This is a genomic window from Salinispirillum marinum (assembly GCF_042650105.1).
Classification (GTDB): Bacteria; Pseudomonadota; Gammaproteobacteria; order Pseudomonadales; family Natronospirillaceae; genus Salinispirillum; species Salinispirillum marinum.
This window is the reverse complement of record NZ_JBHSAL010000005.1, coordinates 38,418-53,328: the sequence shown is the minus strand read 5'-3', so window position 1 is coordinate 53,328 and position 14,911 is coordinate 38,418. Positions and strand designations below refer to the sequence as shown.

The window sequence follows — 14,911 nt, the reverse complement described above, 5'->3', positions numbered from 1 at the left end:
CGATGGTGCATTCACGCCCGGGATACGAGCTGATCGAACCACAAGAAAGCTGCTTTCAATTCAGAGCCCACGGTGCCGACAGTGACTTGGTGCGCTGGCATTTTCACCCGGAGTATGAATTGCATTTGTTGGTCAGTAGCCGTGGGCAGTCGTTCGTCGGTGATTACATGGGGACGTTTGAGCCCGGTTGTCTGGTGTTGACCGGGCCACATTTACCCCACAATTGGATATCGCAGCAGGACGTTTCCGACGGTTTACGCGATCTGGTGATCAATTTCTCCGACGATTTTATGCAACGCATGATGGACCTCGTACCGGAGTCGCGGGCTATGTCCCGCATGTTACGTGATGCCTGGTATGGCATTCAATTCACGACCGCCGCCAGTGAATCGGTAACGCCGCTGTTTTGGGCGATGTCGCGACAAACCGGGTTTGCCCGCTTTGTCACCTTTATGCGCATCATGGAACAACTGGCGGTGGCGAACGCTTATGTGCGGTTATCGACCCGTTGTTATGATGCATCTCCCGACGCGGATGTGTCTGACCGCATTGGTAAAGTGGTGCGTTACATCACGGATCGGGTGACTGAGCCGCTGACATTGGAGGAAGTTGCCGCGCACATTCATCTTAGCCCGGTGGCCTTCTCGCGTTATTTTCATCGGGCGACCGGACATAAATTTAAAGAATTCGTCTTACGGTTACGAATTGGCAAGGCCTGTGAGTTGTTGGAAGAAACCGATTGGCCCATCACCCAGGTATGCTATGAGGCCGGGTTCACGAATCTGTCGAACTTCAATCGGCGCTTTTTAGCGATCAAACAGATGACGCCCAGTGATTTTCGCGCCCAAGCCGCCCAACGCTAAAAAACCGAAGGCAACGACGCCGCAGGCGTCGTTTAGCCTTTCAGAGTACGTTCGTTAAAGTAGCCAACCCGCTCATGGATGCCCAAATAATCAAAAATACGTTTGGGGTATTCGCTCGGCCGTAATACGTCGACAATGCTGAGATCGTCGCGCTCGTTGAGGTCGATCAACAAAGCATCCTGCTTGGGGATGTCCGGGTTATAGAGCAGGACTTCCGGCTTCAGTAAGGCCTTAGCACACACGGCCACGACCAAACCAATGCTCTCGTCCGATAATTTCACCACTGTACCCGGCGGGTATACCCCCATGGTTTGAATGAAACGGCCAATCAGCTTTTCATCCAATGGACCTCGGTATTTGGCGTACAGGGTTGCCACCGCCTGTTTGGGCGTGACCGCTTTCGCCACATTCGGTGGGTTGCATAAATTGTCGTACAGGTTGGCAATGGCGACCGTTTGCGCGGCATTGCTGATGTCCGGTGCTTTGATGCCGCGTGGATAACCCGAGCCGTCGAGCATTTCATGGTGGTTTTCAATGATTTCAATGATTGCACCGTCCAAATACCCGACCCGCGACGCCATTTTTGCCCCCAGGGCCGGATGGGTGTCGAGAATCGACTGTTCGCTGGGGGTTAAATCACCTTCTTTCAGGGTAATTTGCGACGGTACCAGTATCTTGCCGATATCATGCAGCATGGCGCCGATACCAATGTATTTTAGCTCTTCACCACGCACGCCACGGGCTGCGCCCATGGTCAGGGCCAGTACGGTGACGTTCAACGCATGGTGGTACAACGAAAAATCGTTGTCCGACAACGACACCAGGTTCATCAACACATCACCATCGTCATCAAAAGCCCCGGTTAAGGTTTCGATCAACTCGCCGGCATCCCGAATGGCATTCGCGGGTGCTGTTTTCAAGTCACGGGTCAGGTTCTTAACCCGTTTGATGGTCTCCTGATATTCCTTTTCAATCTTTAATCGCCGGTTCCGGTATTGTGCCGCTTCCTGAATGCTTTCTTGTTTCGCCTTCCACATTTTATCGTGGTCACTGACCGCCGATTTTTCAGCGGGCGCGGGGGCTTCGGCGGCGGGTGTCGCTGGGCCAGCTTGTGCTTTTTTCAGCAGGCCTTCGCTGCGCCCCGGATACACCGTGACTTCTTTGAGGCCCAAGCCTCGGATGATGTTGATCTCTTCTTGTGTTTTGATCTTAAAGCGTTTGAACAGGAAGGGGTGATCCGTCCATCCCAACCCAAGGTCGATGTATAAGCCTGGAATCAGGTTTTCCACAGGAAGTAGAATGGTCTTATCTTTGTCCGCCATGTATTGCTGTGCGCTCTGTCACGGGTTGCTAAGGAAACTCTGAAAAACTACCTGCGTAGCTGACATTTTTCTGGACCTCCCTAATCATTAGGTTGTGGTAAGCATAAAAGACTCGGTTCAGTGACGCCAACGGAAATCCAGAAATATGACCATTAACTGATGTTGATCAGTGTTCATTTATGTTTGCTCAGTCGATTGGGGGCGGAGAATCTACCAATCCATGACGATTGGGTTGTGGTCCGACACGCCCCACGGTTGAGTAACCGGAAACAACGGGTGATTGAAGGGCATGGGCGGCAGTTCGGCATGGCCTTGAATGACCTGAGCTTGCAGCGCTGCGGGCATGCCCGAGACCCAGACGTGATCCAATTGTTGCGCTTGGCCGCGATACCAATAGGTGGGCGCCGAAAGGCGCACGGGTTGCGCACCCTGCTGCAACAGCGGTTGCCACAATGCTTCGTCGGGAAGGGTATTAAAGTCGCCTGCTAACAGCCATGGTGCGGATGGTTGTTGTGCCAGCCATGCCGCCAGCGCTTTTACACCTTGGGTACGCGGTTCGGCACATTGATTGGCGCAACCGGCGCGCGACTTCAAATGTACATTGACTATGCCGATCACCTGAGCCTGACGATCGACAAAGCGCTGCGCGAGGGACGGCCTGGGGTGCTTGTCAATCAACAGGGGTTGGCCGTTCGGTCGAACCTGTTCGGGGTCATACAAAAAGGCTTGGGTAATTTGATCGTCACCGCTGCGTCGGGGTAAAGCGATGATGTCATAGGTTCGGCCCCCGGCCTGTGCTATGGCAGCCACCAACTCCGGCAGAACCGCGTGCTCCGTACCATAATCGTGTTCAACTTCCTGTAAGGCCACAATGTCGGCGTTCAGCTCGGCCAGATGGCGGGCAATGGCGGTGCGTTGAACCATCCATTCCTCGGCGTTACTTGCGCCTCGTGAGGCGCGAAAGCCTTGTTGGTCGCCATTGAACAGATTCTTCAGATTCCAAACCACCAATCGGGTACGGTCGACGGGTTGCCGCGGGATGCGCCAACCCCCGGTGTAGGTGGGTGTTAACGCGGTGTCTGGCAGGACGACCCATTGATCCCAGCGCCAGGATAGCACCCCAGTCAAGGGCGCCAGAGGGCGGCCATTGGCCAACAAAGACGGGTCTTGCGCCATACCGAAGGGCACGTAGGTCAACCGGCGGTCATTGCTGCCGTCTTCGAGGATCCATGATTGGTCGCCTTGCGCAACCACCAGTTCGCCAAAACCGAAAAGCCGATAGTTTTCCGTGATGCGGGTGGCGGGCAGTTGCACGCGCATGCCTTCGTAGCGCTCGGCAGGTGCCTCTATGGTGACGGGGGCGGGTGGGGCGGCCTGACCACAGCGTTGCACACGTCGTACCCGTGTCACTTCGGTCAGGCCATGGAATTCCAGAACGTCGCCGTCGACCACCACGTCATCACCGACGTTAACCGGGTGATTTGGTGCATAAATAAACAAGCCGTCAGAGCTTTGCGGCTGGTAACTGGGTGGTCCTTGAATAAAAAAGCCACGCAAACTGTTGCGTTGTGGCGTGTCGATTTGGTCGCTGTAGGTCACCACGCCACGAACCTGTACCCGTTGTCCTTGCAATGGGCTGCTATCTGTAGCGCCTTGCACCAGATGGGGTGCCATGGCAGGTGGGCAGGCGGCGTGCGCGGCACTGCACAAGACCCAGACACACAGCACGAGCAGGCAGGTCCGGCGGCGCGAAACTTGGTGATGGTGCGGGTTTACGATATGATCCCCGCACTTTTTTGATGGCTCGGCGCTATCACCCATACTCCCCGCTTTACATCTAGGGTCTGTGGCCTGTTTTGCTCGACGCAGAACAGGTGGCCAATAGTTGACTAAATTACTAGGATATTCCATAATTTGCGCCGTTTCGTTCTTTTCCTGTAATGGTCTGTCCTATGCGCTTAACCACGAAAGGTCGCTATGCGGTCACTGCCATGTTGGATCTCGCCTTGCACGAGGCGCAAGGCCCTATCAGCCTTGCTGATATCTCGGATCGACAGGGTATTTCCTTATCGTATTTGGAGCAACTGTTTGCTAAGTTGCGGCGTCATGAATTGGTGAACAGTGTCCGTGGCCCCGGTGGCGGGTATCAATTGGCTGGCGGCCCCGGTGCTATTTCGGTGGCGCAGGTGGTGGACGCGGTCAGCGAATCCATGGATGCGACGCGGTGTCAGGGGAAAGAAGGCTGCCAGCAGGGTGAAATTTGTCTCACCCACCATTTATGGGAAGACTTGAGCGAACAGATACACCGCTTTCTCAACGACATCACCTTGGCGGATTTGGTCGCGCGTGGTGATATTCAGTCGGTGCGGATACGCCAGGATTCACACCAGCGCAGCAAGCCTGAGTCGCACATAGCGCTCAGTCCGATTCAGTAGCAGGTGGTTGGTCATGCGCACGCCGATTTATCTTGATTATGCTGCCACCACGCCGGTCGACCCGTTCGTTGCCGAGCGCATGATGGCCTGTTTAACGTTGACCGGAAACTTTGCCAACCCGGCGTCACGCTCGCATTTGTTCGGATGGCAAGCCGAAGAAGCGGTAGAACATGCCCGTGGACAAGTCGCCAGCTTGCTCAACTGCGATGCGCGGGAAATCGTATGGACCAGCGGTGCCACCGAGTCCGACAATCTGGCGCTCAAAGGTGCTGCGTTGGCGCGGCAGGCGGAAGGCAAACACATTGTCGTTTCCAGCATTGAGCATAAAGCGGTTCTGGACCCTGCACATTGGTTGGCCGAGCAAGGGTTCGACGTCACCTTTATCGCACCGGATGCCAGTGGCCGGGTATTGCCCGAGCAACTGGCGGCGGTATTGCGGCCGGATACCATTCTGGTCAGCGTGATGCATGTGAACAATGAATTGGGCACGGTGAACGATATTGCGGCGCTGGGTGCCTTGTGTCGAGCGAATGACACCCTGTTTCATGTCGATGCGGCGCAAAGCGTGGGCAAGTTGCCACTGGATATGCAGCGCTTGCCGGTTGATTTGTTGTCCCTGTCGGCACACAAATTTTATGGCCCGAAAGGCATTGGGGCGCTTTATGTGCGCCGTGATCCTCGGGTACGAGTGCTCGCCCAGCAGCATGGTGGTGGGCATGAACGGGGTATGCGTTCCGGCACGTTGCCGACGCACCAGATCGTCGGCTTGGGTGCCGCAGCAGAACAAGCGGAACAGTTACTGGCAGAGGACGGTGAACGCATCACCGCGCTGCGCAAGCGGTTGTGGCAGGGCATGGCTGACCTCCCGGGTGTCAGCTTGAATGGTCATCCAACAGAGCGCGTCAGCGGTATTCTTAATGTCGCCTTCGCTGGACAGGATGGCGAGACCTTGTTGATGGCGCTGCGTAATATCGCCATCTCTACCGGGTCAGCCTGTACGTCGGCGAGTATTGAGCCCAGTTTTGTGTTGCACGCCATTGGCTTGCCGGACGACCTAGCGCATGCGTCGTTGCGTTTCAGCGTTGGGCGTTACACCACTGAAGAAGAAATTGATTTTGCGGTCGGACATATCCGGCAAGTCGTCAGCGCCCTGAGCGCTGCCGCCTAACGAGGAAAGGGCATGAGTGAACAGGTCGAACAGTTAATTAAGAAAGAGTACGCCGCCGGTTTTCACTCGGCGATTGAGTCGGATACTTTAGCGCCCGGCTTAACCGAAGAGACGGTGCGTTTTATCTCGGCCAAAAAAGGTGAGCCGGAGTGGTTGCTGGAATGGCGCCTGAAGGCCTTTGCTGCGTGGCAGGAAATGGAAGAGCCGACATGGGCGCATGTGCACTATCCGGAAATCGACTTTCAAAAGGTGTCGTACTATTCCGCGCCAAAAAGCATGGCCGACAAACCCCAGAGTTTGGATGAAGTAGATCCGGAGTTGCTGGCCACCTATGAAAAGCTCGGTATTCCGCTGCATGAGCAGGAAATGCTGGCCGGTGTCGCGGTGGATGCGGTGTTTGATTCCGTGTCGGTAGTCACGACCTATCGCGCCAAACTGGAAGAAGCGGGCGTGATTTTCTGCCCGATCAGTGAGGCCGTGCACAAGTACCCCGATCTGCTGAAAAAGTACTTGGGTTCGGTGGTGCCGCAAAAAGACAATTTCTACGCCGCGCTGAATTCGGCGGTTTTTTCTGACGGCTCGTTTGTCTACATTCCCAAAGGGGTGCGCTGCCCGATGGAATTGTCGACCTATTTCCGCATTAACGAGATGAACACCGGACAGTTCGAGCGCACCTTGATCGTCGCCGATGAAGGCTCGCACGTCAGCTATCTTGAGGGCTGTACGGCCCCCATGCGGGATGAAAATCAGTTGCACGCCGCCGTGGTAGAACTGGTGGCGCTGGACAATGCGGAAATCAAATATTCTACCGTGCAAAACTGGTACCCCGGCAATGCCGAGGGCAAGGGCGGTATCTATAACTTTGTCACCAAGCGCGGCATTTGCCACACCAGCGCTAAGATTTCGTGGACGCAGGTAGAAACGGGTTCGGCGGTGACGTGGAAATACCCGAGCTGCATCCTGAAGGGCGACAACAGTGTCGGCGAGTTCTATTCCGTGGCCTTGACCAACAATTTCCAACAAGCCGATACCGGCACCAAGATGATTCATTTGGGTAAGAACACCAAGTCGACCATCATCGCCAAAGGCATTTCGGCCGGAAAGAGCAACAGTTCTTACCGTGGTTTGGTGCGGATGAACGCGGGTGCCGATGGGGCGCGCAACTTCACGCAGTGCGATTCACTGCTTATTGGCGACCAATGCGGGGCACACACTTTCCCCTACATCGAAAGTAAAAACCCGACCGCCGTCATCGAGCATGAAGCCACAACATCGAAGGTCAGTGATGACCAGATGTTTCTGTGCCAACAGCGCGGTTTAGACGCTGAAAAAGCCATTTCGATGATCGTCAATGGGTTTTGTCGTGAAGTGTTTAAAGAATTACCGATGGAGTTCGCCGTAGAAGCGGGCAAATTACTCGAAGTGAGCCTGGAAGGCTCCGTAGGCTAAGTCGCCTTTTTTACTGCATTCAAAATTTGGAATATATCAGCCCATGTTAAGCATCAATCAGTTGCACGCCCAAGTCGAAGACAAAGAAATCCTGAAGGGATTGAGCCTTGAGATCAAGCCCGGGGAAATCCACGCCATTATGGGGCCAAACGGGGCGGGGAAGAGTACGCTTGGTAACGTGTTAAGCGGACGGGAAGGCTATGAGGTTACCGGCGGTAGCGTACAATTTAAAGGGCAGAACCTTCTCGATATGGACACTGAAGAGCGTGCCCGCGAAGGCTTATTTCTGGCATTCCAGTACCCGGTGGAGATTCCCGGGGTCAGTAACATGGAATTCTTGAAGGCAGCGGTAGACGCCAAGCGCAAACACCATGGGCAGTCTGAGTTGTCGGCGGTGGAATTCATGAAGTTAGCGCGTGAGACCAGCAAACAGGTCAGCTTGGACCCCAACTTCTTAAAGCGCGGCGTCAATGAAGGCTTTTCCGGCGGCGAAAAGAAACGCAACGAAATCATGCAAATGATGTTGTTGGAACCCAAATTGTGCATTCTGGATGAAACCGATTCCGGCCTGGATATCGACGCTCTGCAAGTCGTGGCGGATGGCGTGAACGCCATGCGGGCGACTGATCGTAGCTTTATCGTGGTGACGCATTACCAGCGTTTGCTCGACTACATTGTGCCGGACTATGTGCATGTGCTGGCCAACGGCCGCATTGTGAAATCCGGTGATAAGTCTTTGGCCTTGGAGCTGGAAGAAAAAGGCTATGGCTGGCTGGAAGGCGAGGTAGCCTGAACCCATGACCACGGCAACAGACTTTCAACAACAGGCATTACGCCTCGCCGCGCAACAAACCAGCCCCGCGTGGTTGGCCGATTTGCGTGCCCAGAACGCCGACATTTGGCTGCAATCGGCCTGGCCGGGTCGGCGCACCGAAGACTGGAAATATACGCCGTTGCAGGCCCTGCAAACCGATGGTTTTACCCAATGGGCGCAGCCTTCCGATGGGCATGAGCAGGCAGAATGGCTGGCCCTCGACGCGCACCGGTTGGTGTTGGTCAATGGTGTATTCAGTGAGGCGTTATCGACGGCCTTGCCGAGTAACCTGGTCCGTTTCGACCAGGCCAACGCGGACCAGCAATCGATCATTACGCAGCACCTTGGCAGCGTGGTTGACCCACAACGCCACCTGTTCGGAGCACTCAGTAACGCCTGTGTAGCGGACGGTTGGCTGTATCATCTTGGCCCCAATTGCCAAGCCGATAAGCCGCTGTACGTGGTGCATCTGTCAACCCCGGCTGCACAGCCTGCGCTGGCGCAGCAACGTTTGCTGGTGGTGTTGGAACGGCACGCGAAGGCATCGGTGATCGAGCATTATGTATCGACCGCAGAGCAGCAAAACGGCTTTGTGAACAGCCTGACGGAATTGGTGGTGGGTGAAAACGCTCACCTGCACCATTACCGCTTGAATCTGGAAGAAGAACATCTTCTACATGTGGGAGGTGTGCATGCCAACCTGCAGCGCACCGCCGTATTGGATGCGTTCGCCTTGGGGCAAGGCAGTCGGTTGAAGCGGGTGGATTACCACATTCGGCACATCGGCGAAGGGGCACATCTTGCCCTGAACGGGATTTACTTGCCGCGCAACAAGCAGCGCATTGACTACCATACCCACGTCGAACACTGCGTACCTCATTGCACCACCGACGAAAACTTCCGGGGCATCATCGCGGACGCAGCAAAAGCCGTGTTCAATGGCCGCATACACATTCATAAAGATGCCCAGAAAACACTGGCGGAACTGAGTAATAAGAATCTTTTGACGTCGAAAACGGCCGAAATAGACACCAAGCCCGAACTGGAAATATACGCCGATGATGTGAAATGTGCGCATGGTGCTACGGTCAGTCAACTGAACGAAACGGCCATGTATTATCTGCAAAGCCGGGGTGTCGCGCGCGCTGAAGCCGAAGTGATGTTGAGTTTTGGCTTCATCAATGAATTGCTGCAGAACGTCGCCGAACCGGCCATCCAAACCTATTTGCGTCCTCGGCTGGCCAGCCTGTTTGGCAACGATGATGAATTGGCGAGGCACCTGATCCATGACTAAATTCGACGTAGAGCGCGTGCGTGCCGACTTTCCCATTCTGCAGCAAGAGGTAAACGGCCACCCCTTGGTGTATTTGGACAACGCGGCCACCACGCAGAAACCGGAAGCTGTCATTCAAGCGATTGCAGACTACTACCGGCACGACAACAGCAATGTGCACCGGGGCGCCCATGCGTTAAGTGATCGGGCGACGGAAAAATTTGAAGGCGCCCGTACCAAGGTGGCCGCGTTCATTAACGCGCCCTCCTCGGCACAAGTTTTGTGGACGCGCGGTACGACGGAAGGCATCAATATGGTGGCCGCTACCTGGGGCCGCCAAAACCTGAAAGCGGGCGATCGCGTCTTGGTTTCCGCGCTAGAACACCACTCGAACATTGTGCCTTGGCAGATGATTGCCGGCGCCGTAGGCGCTACCGTCGAAGCCATCCCGGTGGATGGTGATGGTACGTTGAACCTGACTGAATTCCGGCAGATGCTCGACCCCAGGGTGAAAATGGTGTCGTTGCAGCATGTCTCGAATGCGTTGGGCACCATTCATCCTATTGATGATGTGATTGCCATGGCGCATGCCGTCGGCGCTAAAGTGCTGATCGACGGCGCACAGGCGATCAGTCATTGGGCAGTCGATGTACAGGCTTTGGACTGCGATTTCTATGCCTTTTCCGCGCACAAACTCTTTGGCCCTACCGGCTTGGGCGTGCTGTACGGCAAGCGCGAACTGTTGGATGCCATGCCGCCGTACCAAGGCGGTGGTGAAATGATCGAAACGGTCAGTTTCGCGGGCACCACCTTTAACCAGTTGCCGTACAAGTTTGAAGCCGGTACGCCGGATATCGCGGGCGCAGTGGGTTTAGGTGCGGCCATCGATTATTTGAATGCTTTGGATCGGCGCGGTGCCTCCGCGCACGAGCACGCGTTGCTGAAATACGCCGAAGATAAAGCGCGGGCGATGCCGGGCATAACCTTGGTCGGGACGTCGCCGTACAAGACCAGTGTGATGAGTTTTATGGTAGATGGCGCACACCCGGCCGATGTAGGCACAATATTGGACCAGCAAGGTGTTGCCGTGCGTACCGGAAACCATTGTGCGCAACCCATCATGGACCAATACGGTATTCCGGGAACGGTGCGCGCCAGTTTTAGTTTCTATAATACGTTTGCAGACGTAGATCGTTTGTTTGCTGCGTTAACCAAAGCCCAACAATTTTTGCTGTAGGAGAACAATGCCATGTCAGTGCAATCGTTTGACCCCGCGCAGCAGACGGTGAAAGTCAGTCCGGCTGCCGTGCAACATTTTCGGTCGCAATTAACGCAAGATGGTGCCGCCAAGGCGGTTCGCTTGAGCGTCAAAGAAAGTGGCTGCACCGGGTTTATGTACGTGGTGGACTTAGTGCAAGAAGGCCAGGTAGATGACGTACATGTGCCGTTAGACAGTAGCGTTGAACTGCTGGTGGCGAAAGACAGCTTGGCCATTGTGGCGGGCACGGAGATCGATTACGTCAAAGAAGGCGTGAATCGGCAGCTAAAATTCTTGAACCCGAACGCCAAAGACCATTGTGGTTGTGGCGAGAGCTTCAACGTCAATTGATAGGATAAACACAATGGAAAGACGCATGGTGGTGGCGCAAGCCGATTGCCCGGCCCGTCGCGTGCCGGATGGCACGCCTGTGACCATTCCGCGTGATACGTTTGTGACCATTACCCAAGCACTGGGTGGTAACTATACCGTGACCTTCAACGGCCAAATGGTACGCGTTGACGGGACGGATGCTGCCCATTTGGGGCTAGAGGCCGAAACACTCAGTTTTCCGGCACCTGAAAATGATGACATTCAGGAAGAGCAGGTGTGGACTGCGCTCAAAACCGTATTCGATCCGGAGATTCCGGTGGACTTGGTTAATCTGGGGCTTATATACCGGGTTGAAGTCGACCAAGCGACGCACAGTGTACTCATTGATATGACGCTCACCGCACCAGCCTGTGGCATGGGGCCCGTGTTGGTAGGCGATGTGGAATACCGTGTACGCCGGGTCCCCAATGTACAAAGAGTGAAGGTCAACCTGGTGTTTGATCCACCGTGGCGCCGCGACATGATGAGTGAAGAAGCGCAACTAGAAACCGGCATGTTTTTTTAAGGATTATAGGCTATGGCAACGTTTGGCGTTGATATTACTGCGGACGATGTGCTCGACGCGCTAGCGTTTTTTGATAGCTGGGAAGACCGCTACAAATACATTATTGATTTGGGCAAAGAACTTCCACCGCTGGACGAAGCCTATAAAACCGATGAATTCATCGTGCGCGGCTGTCAGAGCAAGGTTTGGTTGGTGCCGCGCAACGAATCCGGGCAATGGTTTTTTGCCGCCGACAGTGATGCTTTTATTGTAAAAGGGTTACTGGCCGTGGTTTTGGCCGCGTATAACGGCAAAACGTCTGAAGAAATAAAAGCCTTTGATATCGAACATTACTTTGCACAGCTAAATCTCCTCAAACACCTCAGTGCTACCCGTGGCAACGGTCTCAAAGCGATGGTGCAGCGCATTCGTGCCTGGGCCGACCCGGCAGCCGAGTGACCTGACCCCTGCGATCGCGTTGTCCGATCCCTTCACATGGCTTTATGCTTCAAAAGAATCTTGTGTTCGTGCTCTATGGTCTATTATGTCGTAAGTGGAATAAGGGTAATGAACTAACCCCTACAACCACTTGTTGCGGGATAGAACACTGCGCTATGGTATAGGTACAAAAACAACAACGGCGGTGCCATCAAGTTTCACCGCCCACCATCTGAGAACGCTTGCATGTCGAATGATCATCTGTACGACAGCGCACCGTGGAAACAGTTCTACGGTGCTGCACAGAATGCGATACAAGACCGAAAACAATCCGATGAATTAAGGTTTGCGAACATCCCGGCTATGGTGTCGGCAGCCGCAAAAGAGTTCGGTGAGCACAAAGCTTTCACCACCTGTATGCCCAACGGGATGAACGGTAGTTTGACCTATAACCGCGTTGAGGCGATGTCAGACGCTTTCGCTGTGTACTTACGCGAAACCTTGGGCCTTGCGGCGGGTGCGCGTGTAGCGGTGCAAATGCCCAATTGTTTAACCTTGCCTGTGGTGGCCTTTGGCATCCTTAAAGCGGGGTGTGTTTTGGTCAACGTGAACCCTTTGTACACCCGTCGGGAAATGGAACACCAGTTCAACGATAGCGGTGCCGAGGTCTTGGTTATTGTCGATATGTTCGCCGACAAGCTGCAGGACATCATTGCCAAAACGCCCATTAAACACGTTGTCTTAACGTCTTTGGCGCAATGGTTTAACCCCGTGGTGCGTGGCGTTTTGCACGCGGTGTTAAAGTATTGGAATCGTGTCATTCCGAAGCATAATCTTGCTGCGACATCGATCAATGACGCCTTGGCAGCCGGTGAGGCCGTGCTGTCGAGCAAATCCATCAATGTCGAAGACTATTGGCGTGCCAGTACGCGCAACGATACCGCCGTATTGCAGTACACCGGAGGCACCACAGGCGTCAGCAAAGGCACCGAGTTGACGCATGGCAATTTGCTGTCCAACCTCGAACAGGTCGATGCGGTGGCCAGTGCGTACATTGACCCCGGTAAAGAATGCATCTTAACCGCCTTGCCGATGTACCACATCTTTGCGTTCACTGTGAATTTGCTGGCTTTTTATCACAAGGGCGCGCACAACATCTTGGTGCCCAGTCCGCGACCCATTCAAAATTGCCAACGTGCCTTTGACAACTTTCCCATTTCTTGGATATCCGGCGTGAATACGCTCTACAACGCCTTGTTGAACGAGGAGTGGTTTACCGCCTACCCACCGCAAACCATGAAAGTGGCCTTGGCGGGCGGTACGGCATTGCACAAATCAGTAGCGGAACGCTGGGCTAAGTTGGTTGGCACGCCCATTACCGAGGGGTATGGGTTAACGGAAAGTTCACCCATTATTTGTTTTAACCCCATTGGCAAAGAGCGCATGGACAGCATCGGGATTCCGGCGCCGGGCACCGACGTTCGTATCGTCGATGAGCAAGGGATGACGATGGCCCTGGGCGAGCCCGGTGAATTGATTGCGCGTGGTCCGCAGATTATGAAGGGCTACTGGAAGCGCCCGGAAGAAACAGCCAAAACGTTGAAAGACGGTTGGTTGTATACCGGTGATATTGCCGTCATGTCGGACGATGGTCATTTTCATATCGTTGATCGCAAGAAAGATATGGTGCTCGTGAGCGGATTTAATGTGTACCCTAATGAAGTGGAGGACAGCATTGCACGATTGCCACAAGTGCAGGAGTCGGCAGTGATCGGGGTGCCGGACAACCAAACCGGAGAAGCGGTGCATGCTTATGTGGTGTTGCGCGAGGAAGGTCTGACCGCGCAGGACATCATTGCGCACTGCAAAACCGAATTGGCTGCCTATAAAGTGCCGAAAAAAGTGGTGTTTTGGGATGAGTTACCCAAAACCCCGGTGGGTAAGGTGTTGCGCAAAGAAGTTCGCGCCGCTGCCATAAAACAATAATTTCCCGGAATATACGGCCCTTAGCGGGAAGCTGGTCACGGTCTGTGACACCAGATCCCAGATGGAGAACTGACGATGTTAAGTCCATTAGAAGAAAGTTTATTATCGATCATGATGGTGATCATTATGTTCGGCATGGGGTCTTCGCTGACCTTTAAAGATTTCCGCTTGGCTCTGCGTCACCCGCAAGCCATCGGAGTGGGTTTTGCTTCACAGTATTTGCTCATGCCGTTTATCGGGTTTGCCTTAGCGCGCCTGCTGAATTTGTCGGTGGAGCAAACCGTGGGTATGGTGCTGATGGGGTGTATGCCCGGTGGTACTACCTCGAACATTTTTGCCTATTTCTCCAAGTCACTGCTCAGTTTGAGCATCATGATGACCATCTGTTCCACACTGGCCGGGTTTATTTTGGTGCCGCTGTGGATGGAGTTCTATACCCAAGGCATTGATGACGCCTTCCGCATTCCACCGGACCAAATTGCGCGCTTACTTTTCGTACTGTTGATCCCGACATTGTTGGGTATGTGGTTGCGCCGCAAGAACGCGAACATTGGCGCCGTGATCGAGTTAACTGGCGGTATTCTCGGTGCTGTGGTGATCATCTTCCTGGTCGTTACCTGGGCGCCGCGCAACTGGCGTTTGCTGGTGGAAACCAGTTGGCAGGTCTATGCCGCGGTCATCCTGCTGGGGTTGATCGGTTTCCTGTTCGGTTACCTGTTCTCGCGCGTGCTCAAGCTGAATCCACAGAAGGCGCGCACCGTATCTTTGGAAACGGGTATCCAGAATGGGCCACTGGCGGCGTTGATCGTCATCATGACGTTCAGTGGTGAAACACAACAGTTGATCTTGTTGATTCCGGTGATGTACTCATTGTTCATCGTCCTGAACTCAACCTGGGTCACGGTGTTCTATCGTCGCTGGACCCGGCGCGAAGAGCTGGCGCGTGATCAAGCCAAGGTAGAACCTGCCTAACGGCTTCCTTGGTTAGCCTCGCAAGCTCTATCTGTATTAGATAAGGGCTTGGGAGA

The 14,911-nt window shown here is 54.4% G+C and carries 14 protein-coding genes; 12 read left to right on the top strand and 2 right to left on the bottom strand.

What is annotated here, in order from left to right:
* Positions 1–2: 2 nt before the first annotated feature.
* Complete coding sequence (locus tag ACFOSD_RS13690; RefSeq protein WP_380697413.1) at positions 3–863, top strand: helix-turn-helix domain-containing protein; 861 nt, start codon at positions 3–5, stop codon at positions 861–863.
* 32 nt (positions 864–895) lie between these two features.
* Here ACFOSD_RS13690 and ACFOSD_RS13685 read toward each other — a convergent pair whose 3' ends face one another.
* Positions 896–2,185 (bottom strand): HD-GYP domain-containing protein, encoded by a 1,290-nt coding sequence (locus ACFOSD_RS13685; RefSeq protein ID WP_380697410.1) that lies wholly within the window; start codon positions 2,183–2,185, stop codon positions 896–898.
* 210 nt (positions 2,186–2,395) lie between these two features.
* The gene (locus ACFOSD_RS13680; RefSeq protein WP_380697408.1) at positions 2,396–4,006 is read right to left on the bottom strand and encodes an endonuclease/exonuclease/phosphatase family protein; all 1,611 of its coding nucleotides are present in this window, start codon (positions 4,004–4,006) and stop codon (positions 2,396–2,398) included.
* A gap of 131 nt (positions 4,007–4,137) precedes the next feature.
* Between ACFOSD_RS13680 and iscR the strand changes: the two genes are divergently transcribed.
* The 11 genes from iscR (at position 4,138) to ACFOSD_RS13625 (ending at position 14,855) form a co-directional block, all read left to right on the top strand.
* Positions 4,138–4,620: a Fe-S cluster assembly transcriptional regulator IscR gene (gene iscR, locus ACFOSD_RS13675; RefSeq protein ID WP_380697406.1), complete on the top strand. Its 483-nt coding sequence runs from the start codon at positions 4,138–4,140 to the stop codon at positions 4,618–4,620.
* A 13-nt stretch (positions 4,621–4,633) separates the two neighbouring features.
* A complete protein-coding gene (locus ACFOSD_RS13670) occupies positions 4,634–5,788 on the top strand; it encodes an IscS subfamily cysteine desulfurase (protein WP_380697404.1) in 1,155 nt (384 codons plus the stop codon).
* A 12-nt stretch (positions 5,789–5,800) separates the two neighbouring features.
* Positions 5,801–7,237, top strand: coding sequence for a Fe-S cluster assembly protein SufB (gene sufB, locus ACFOSD_RS13665; protein ID WP_380697402.1), 1,437 nt, complete (start codon positions 5,801–5,803; stop codon positions 7,235–7,237).
* Positions 7,238–7,250: 13 nt separating this feature from the next.
* On the top strand, positions 7,251–8,030 hold the full coding sequence (sufC, locus tag ACFOSD_RS13660; protein WP_449329104.1) for a Fe-S cluster assembly ATPase SufC: 780 nt from the start codon (positions 7,251–7,253) through the stop codon (positions 8,028–8,030).
* Between the two features lie 4 nt (positions 8,031–8,034).
* Complete coding sequence (gene sufD / locus ACFOSD_RS13655) at positions 8,035–9,345, top strand: Fe-S cluster assembly protein SufD (protein WP_380697398.1); 1,311 nt, start codon at positions 8,035–8,037, stop codon at positions 9,343–9,345.
* The gene (locus ACFOSD_RS13650; RefSeq protein ID WP_380697397.1) at positions 9,338–10,561 is read left to right on the top strand and encodes a SufS family cysteine desulfurase; all 1,224 of its coding nucleotides are present in this window, start codon (positions 9,338–9,340) and stop codon (positions 10,559–10,561) included. The genes sufD and ACFOSD_RS13650 overlap by 8 nt, the downstream gene beginning before the upstream one ends.
* Before the next feature lie 12 nt (positions 10,562–10,573).
* Entirely contained in the window at positions 10,574–10,933 is a 360-nt protein-coding gene (locus tag ACFOSD_RS13645) for a HesB/IscA family protein (protein ID WP_380697395.1), read from the top strand.
* 13 nt (positions 10,934–10,946) lie between these two features.
* Positions 10,947–11,480 (top strand): putative Fe-S cluster assembly protein SufT, encoded by a 534-nt coding sequence (sufT, locus tag ACFOSD_RS13640; protein WP_380697393.1) that lies wholly within the window; start codon positions 10,947–10,949, stop codon positions 11,478–11,480.
* Positions 11,481–11,492: 12 nt separating this feature from the next.
* Positions 11,493–11,918, top strand: a complete 426-nt coding sequence (locus ACFOSD_RS13635) for a SufE family protein (RefSeq protein WP_380697391.1) — start codon at positions 11,493–11,495, stop codon at positions 11,916–11,918.
* Positions 11,919–12,143: 225 nt separating this feature from the next.
* Positions 12,144–13,883, top strand: a complete 1,740-nt coding sequence (locus ACFOSD_RS13630) for an AMP-binding protein (protein WP_380697389.1) — start codon at positions 12,144–12,146, stop codon at positions 13,881–13,883.
* Between the two features lie 75 nt (positions 13,884–13,958).
* Positions 13,959–14,855 (top strand): bile acid:sodium symporter family protein, encoded by an 897-nt coding sequence (locus tag ACFOSD_RS13625; RefSeq protein WP_380697387.1) that lies wholly within the window; start codon positions 13,959–13,961, stop codon positions 14,853–14,855.
* The last annotated feature ends 56 nt before the right edge of the window (positions 14,856–14,911 follow it).

What these genes read in the sequence shown, in the direction of transcription:
- ACFOSD_RS13690 (WP_380697413.1), top strand. Translation starts at nt 3, where the DNA reads ATGGTGCATTCACGCCCGGGATACGAGCTGATCGAACCACAAGAAAGC.
- ACFOSD_RS13685 (WP_380697410.1), bottom strand. Translation starts at nt 2,185, where the DNA reads ATGGCGGACAAAGATAAGACCATTCTACTTCCTGTGGAAAACCTGATT.
- ACFOSD_RS13680 (WP_380697408.1), bottom strand. Translation starts at nt 4,006, where the DNA reads ATGGGTGATAGCGCCGAGCCATCAAAAAAGTGCGGGGATCATATCGTA.
- iscR (WP_380697406.1), top strand. Translation starts at nt 4,138, where the DNA reads ATGCGCTTAACCACGAAAGGTCGCTATGCGGTCACTGCCATGTTGGAT.
- ACFOSD_RS13670 (WP_380697404.1), top strand. Translation starts at nt 4,634, where the DNA reads ATGCGCACGCCGATTTATCTTGATTATGCTGCCACCACGCCGGTCGAC.
- sufB (WP_380697402.1), top strand. Translation starts at nt 5,801, where the DNA reads ATGAGTGAACAGGTCGAACAGTTAATTAAGAAAGAGTACGCCGCCGGT.
- sufD (WP_380697398.1), top strand. Translation starts at nt 8,035, where the DNA reads ATGACCACGGCAACAGACTTTCAACAACAGGCATTACGCCTCGCCGCG.
- ACFOSD_RS13650 (WP_380697397.1), top strand. Translation starts at nt 9,338, where the DNA reads ATGACTAAATTCGACGTAGAGCGCGTGCGTGCCGACTTTCCCATTCTG.
- ACFOSD_RS13645 (WP_380697395.1), top strand. Translation starts at nt 10,574, where the DNA reads ATGTCAGTGCAATCGTTTGACCCCGCGCAGCAGACGGTGAAAGTCAGT.
- sufT (WP_380697393.1), top strand. Translation starts at nt 10,947, where the DNA reads ATGGAAAGACGCATGGTGGTGGCGCAAGCCGATTGCCCGGCCCGTCGC.
- ACFOSD_RS13635 (WP_380697391.1), top strand. Translation starts at nt 11,493, where the DNA reads ATGGCAACGTTTGGCGTTGATATTACTGCGGACGATGTGCTCGACGCG.
- ACFOSD_RS13630 (WP_380697389.1), top strand. Translation starts at nt 12,144, where the DNA reads ATGTCGAATGATCATCTGTACGACAGCGCACCGTGGAAACAGTTCTAC.
- ACFOSD_RS13625 (WP_380697387.1), top strand. Translation starts at nt 13,959, where the DNA reads ATGTTAAGTCCATTAGAAGAAAGTTTATTATCGATCATGATGGTGATC.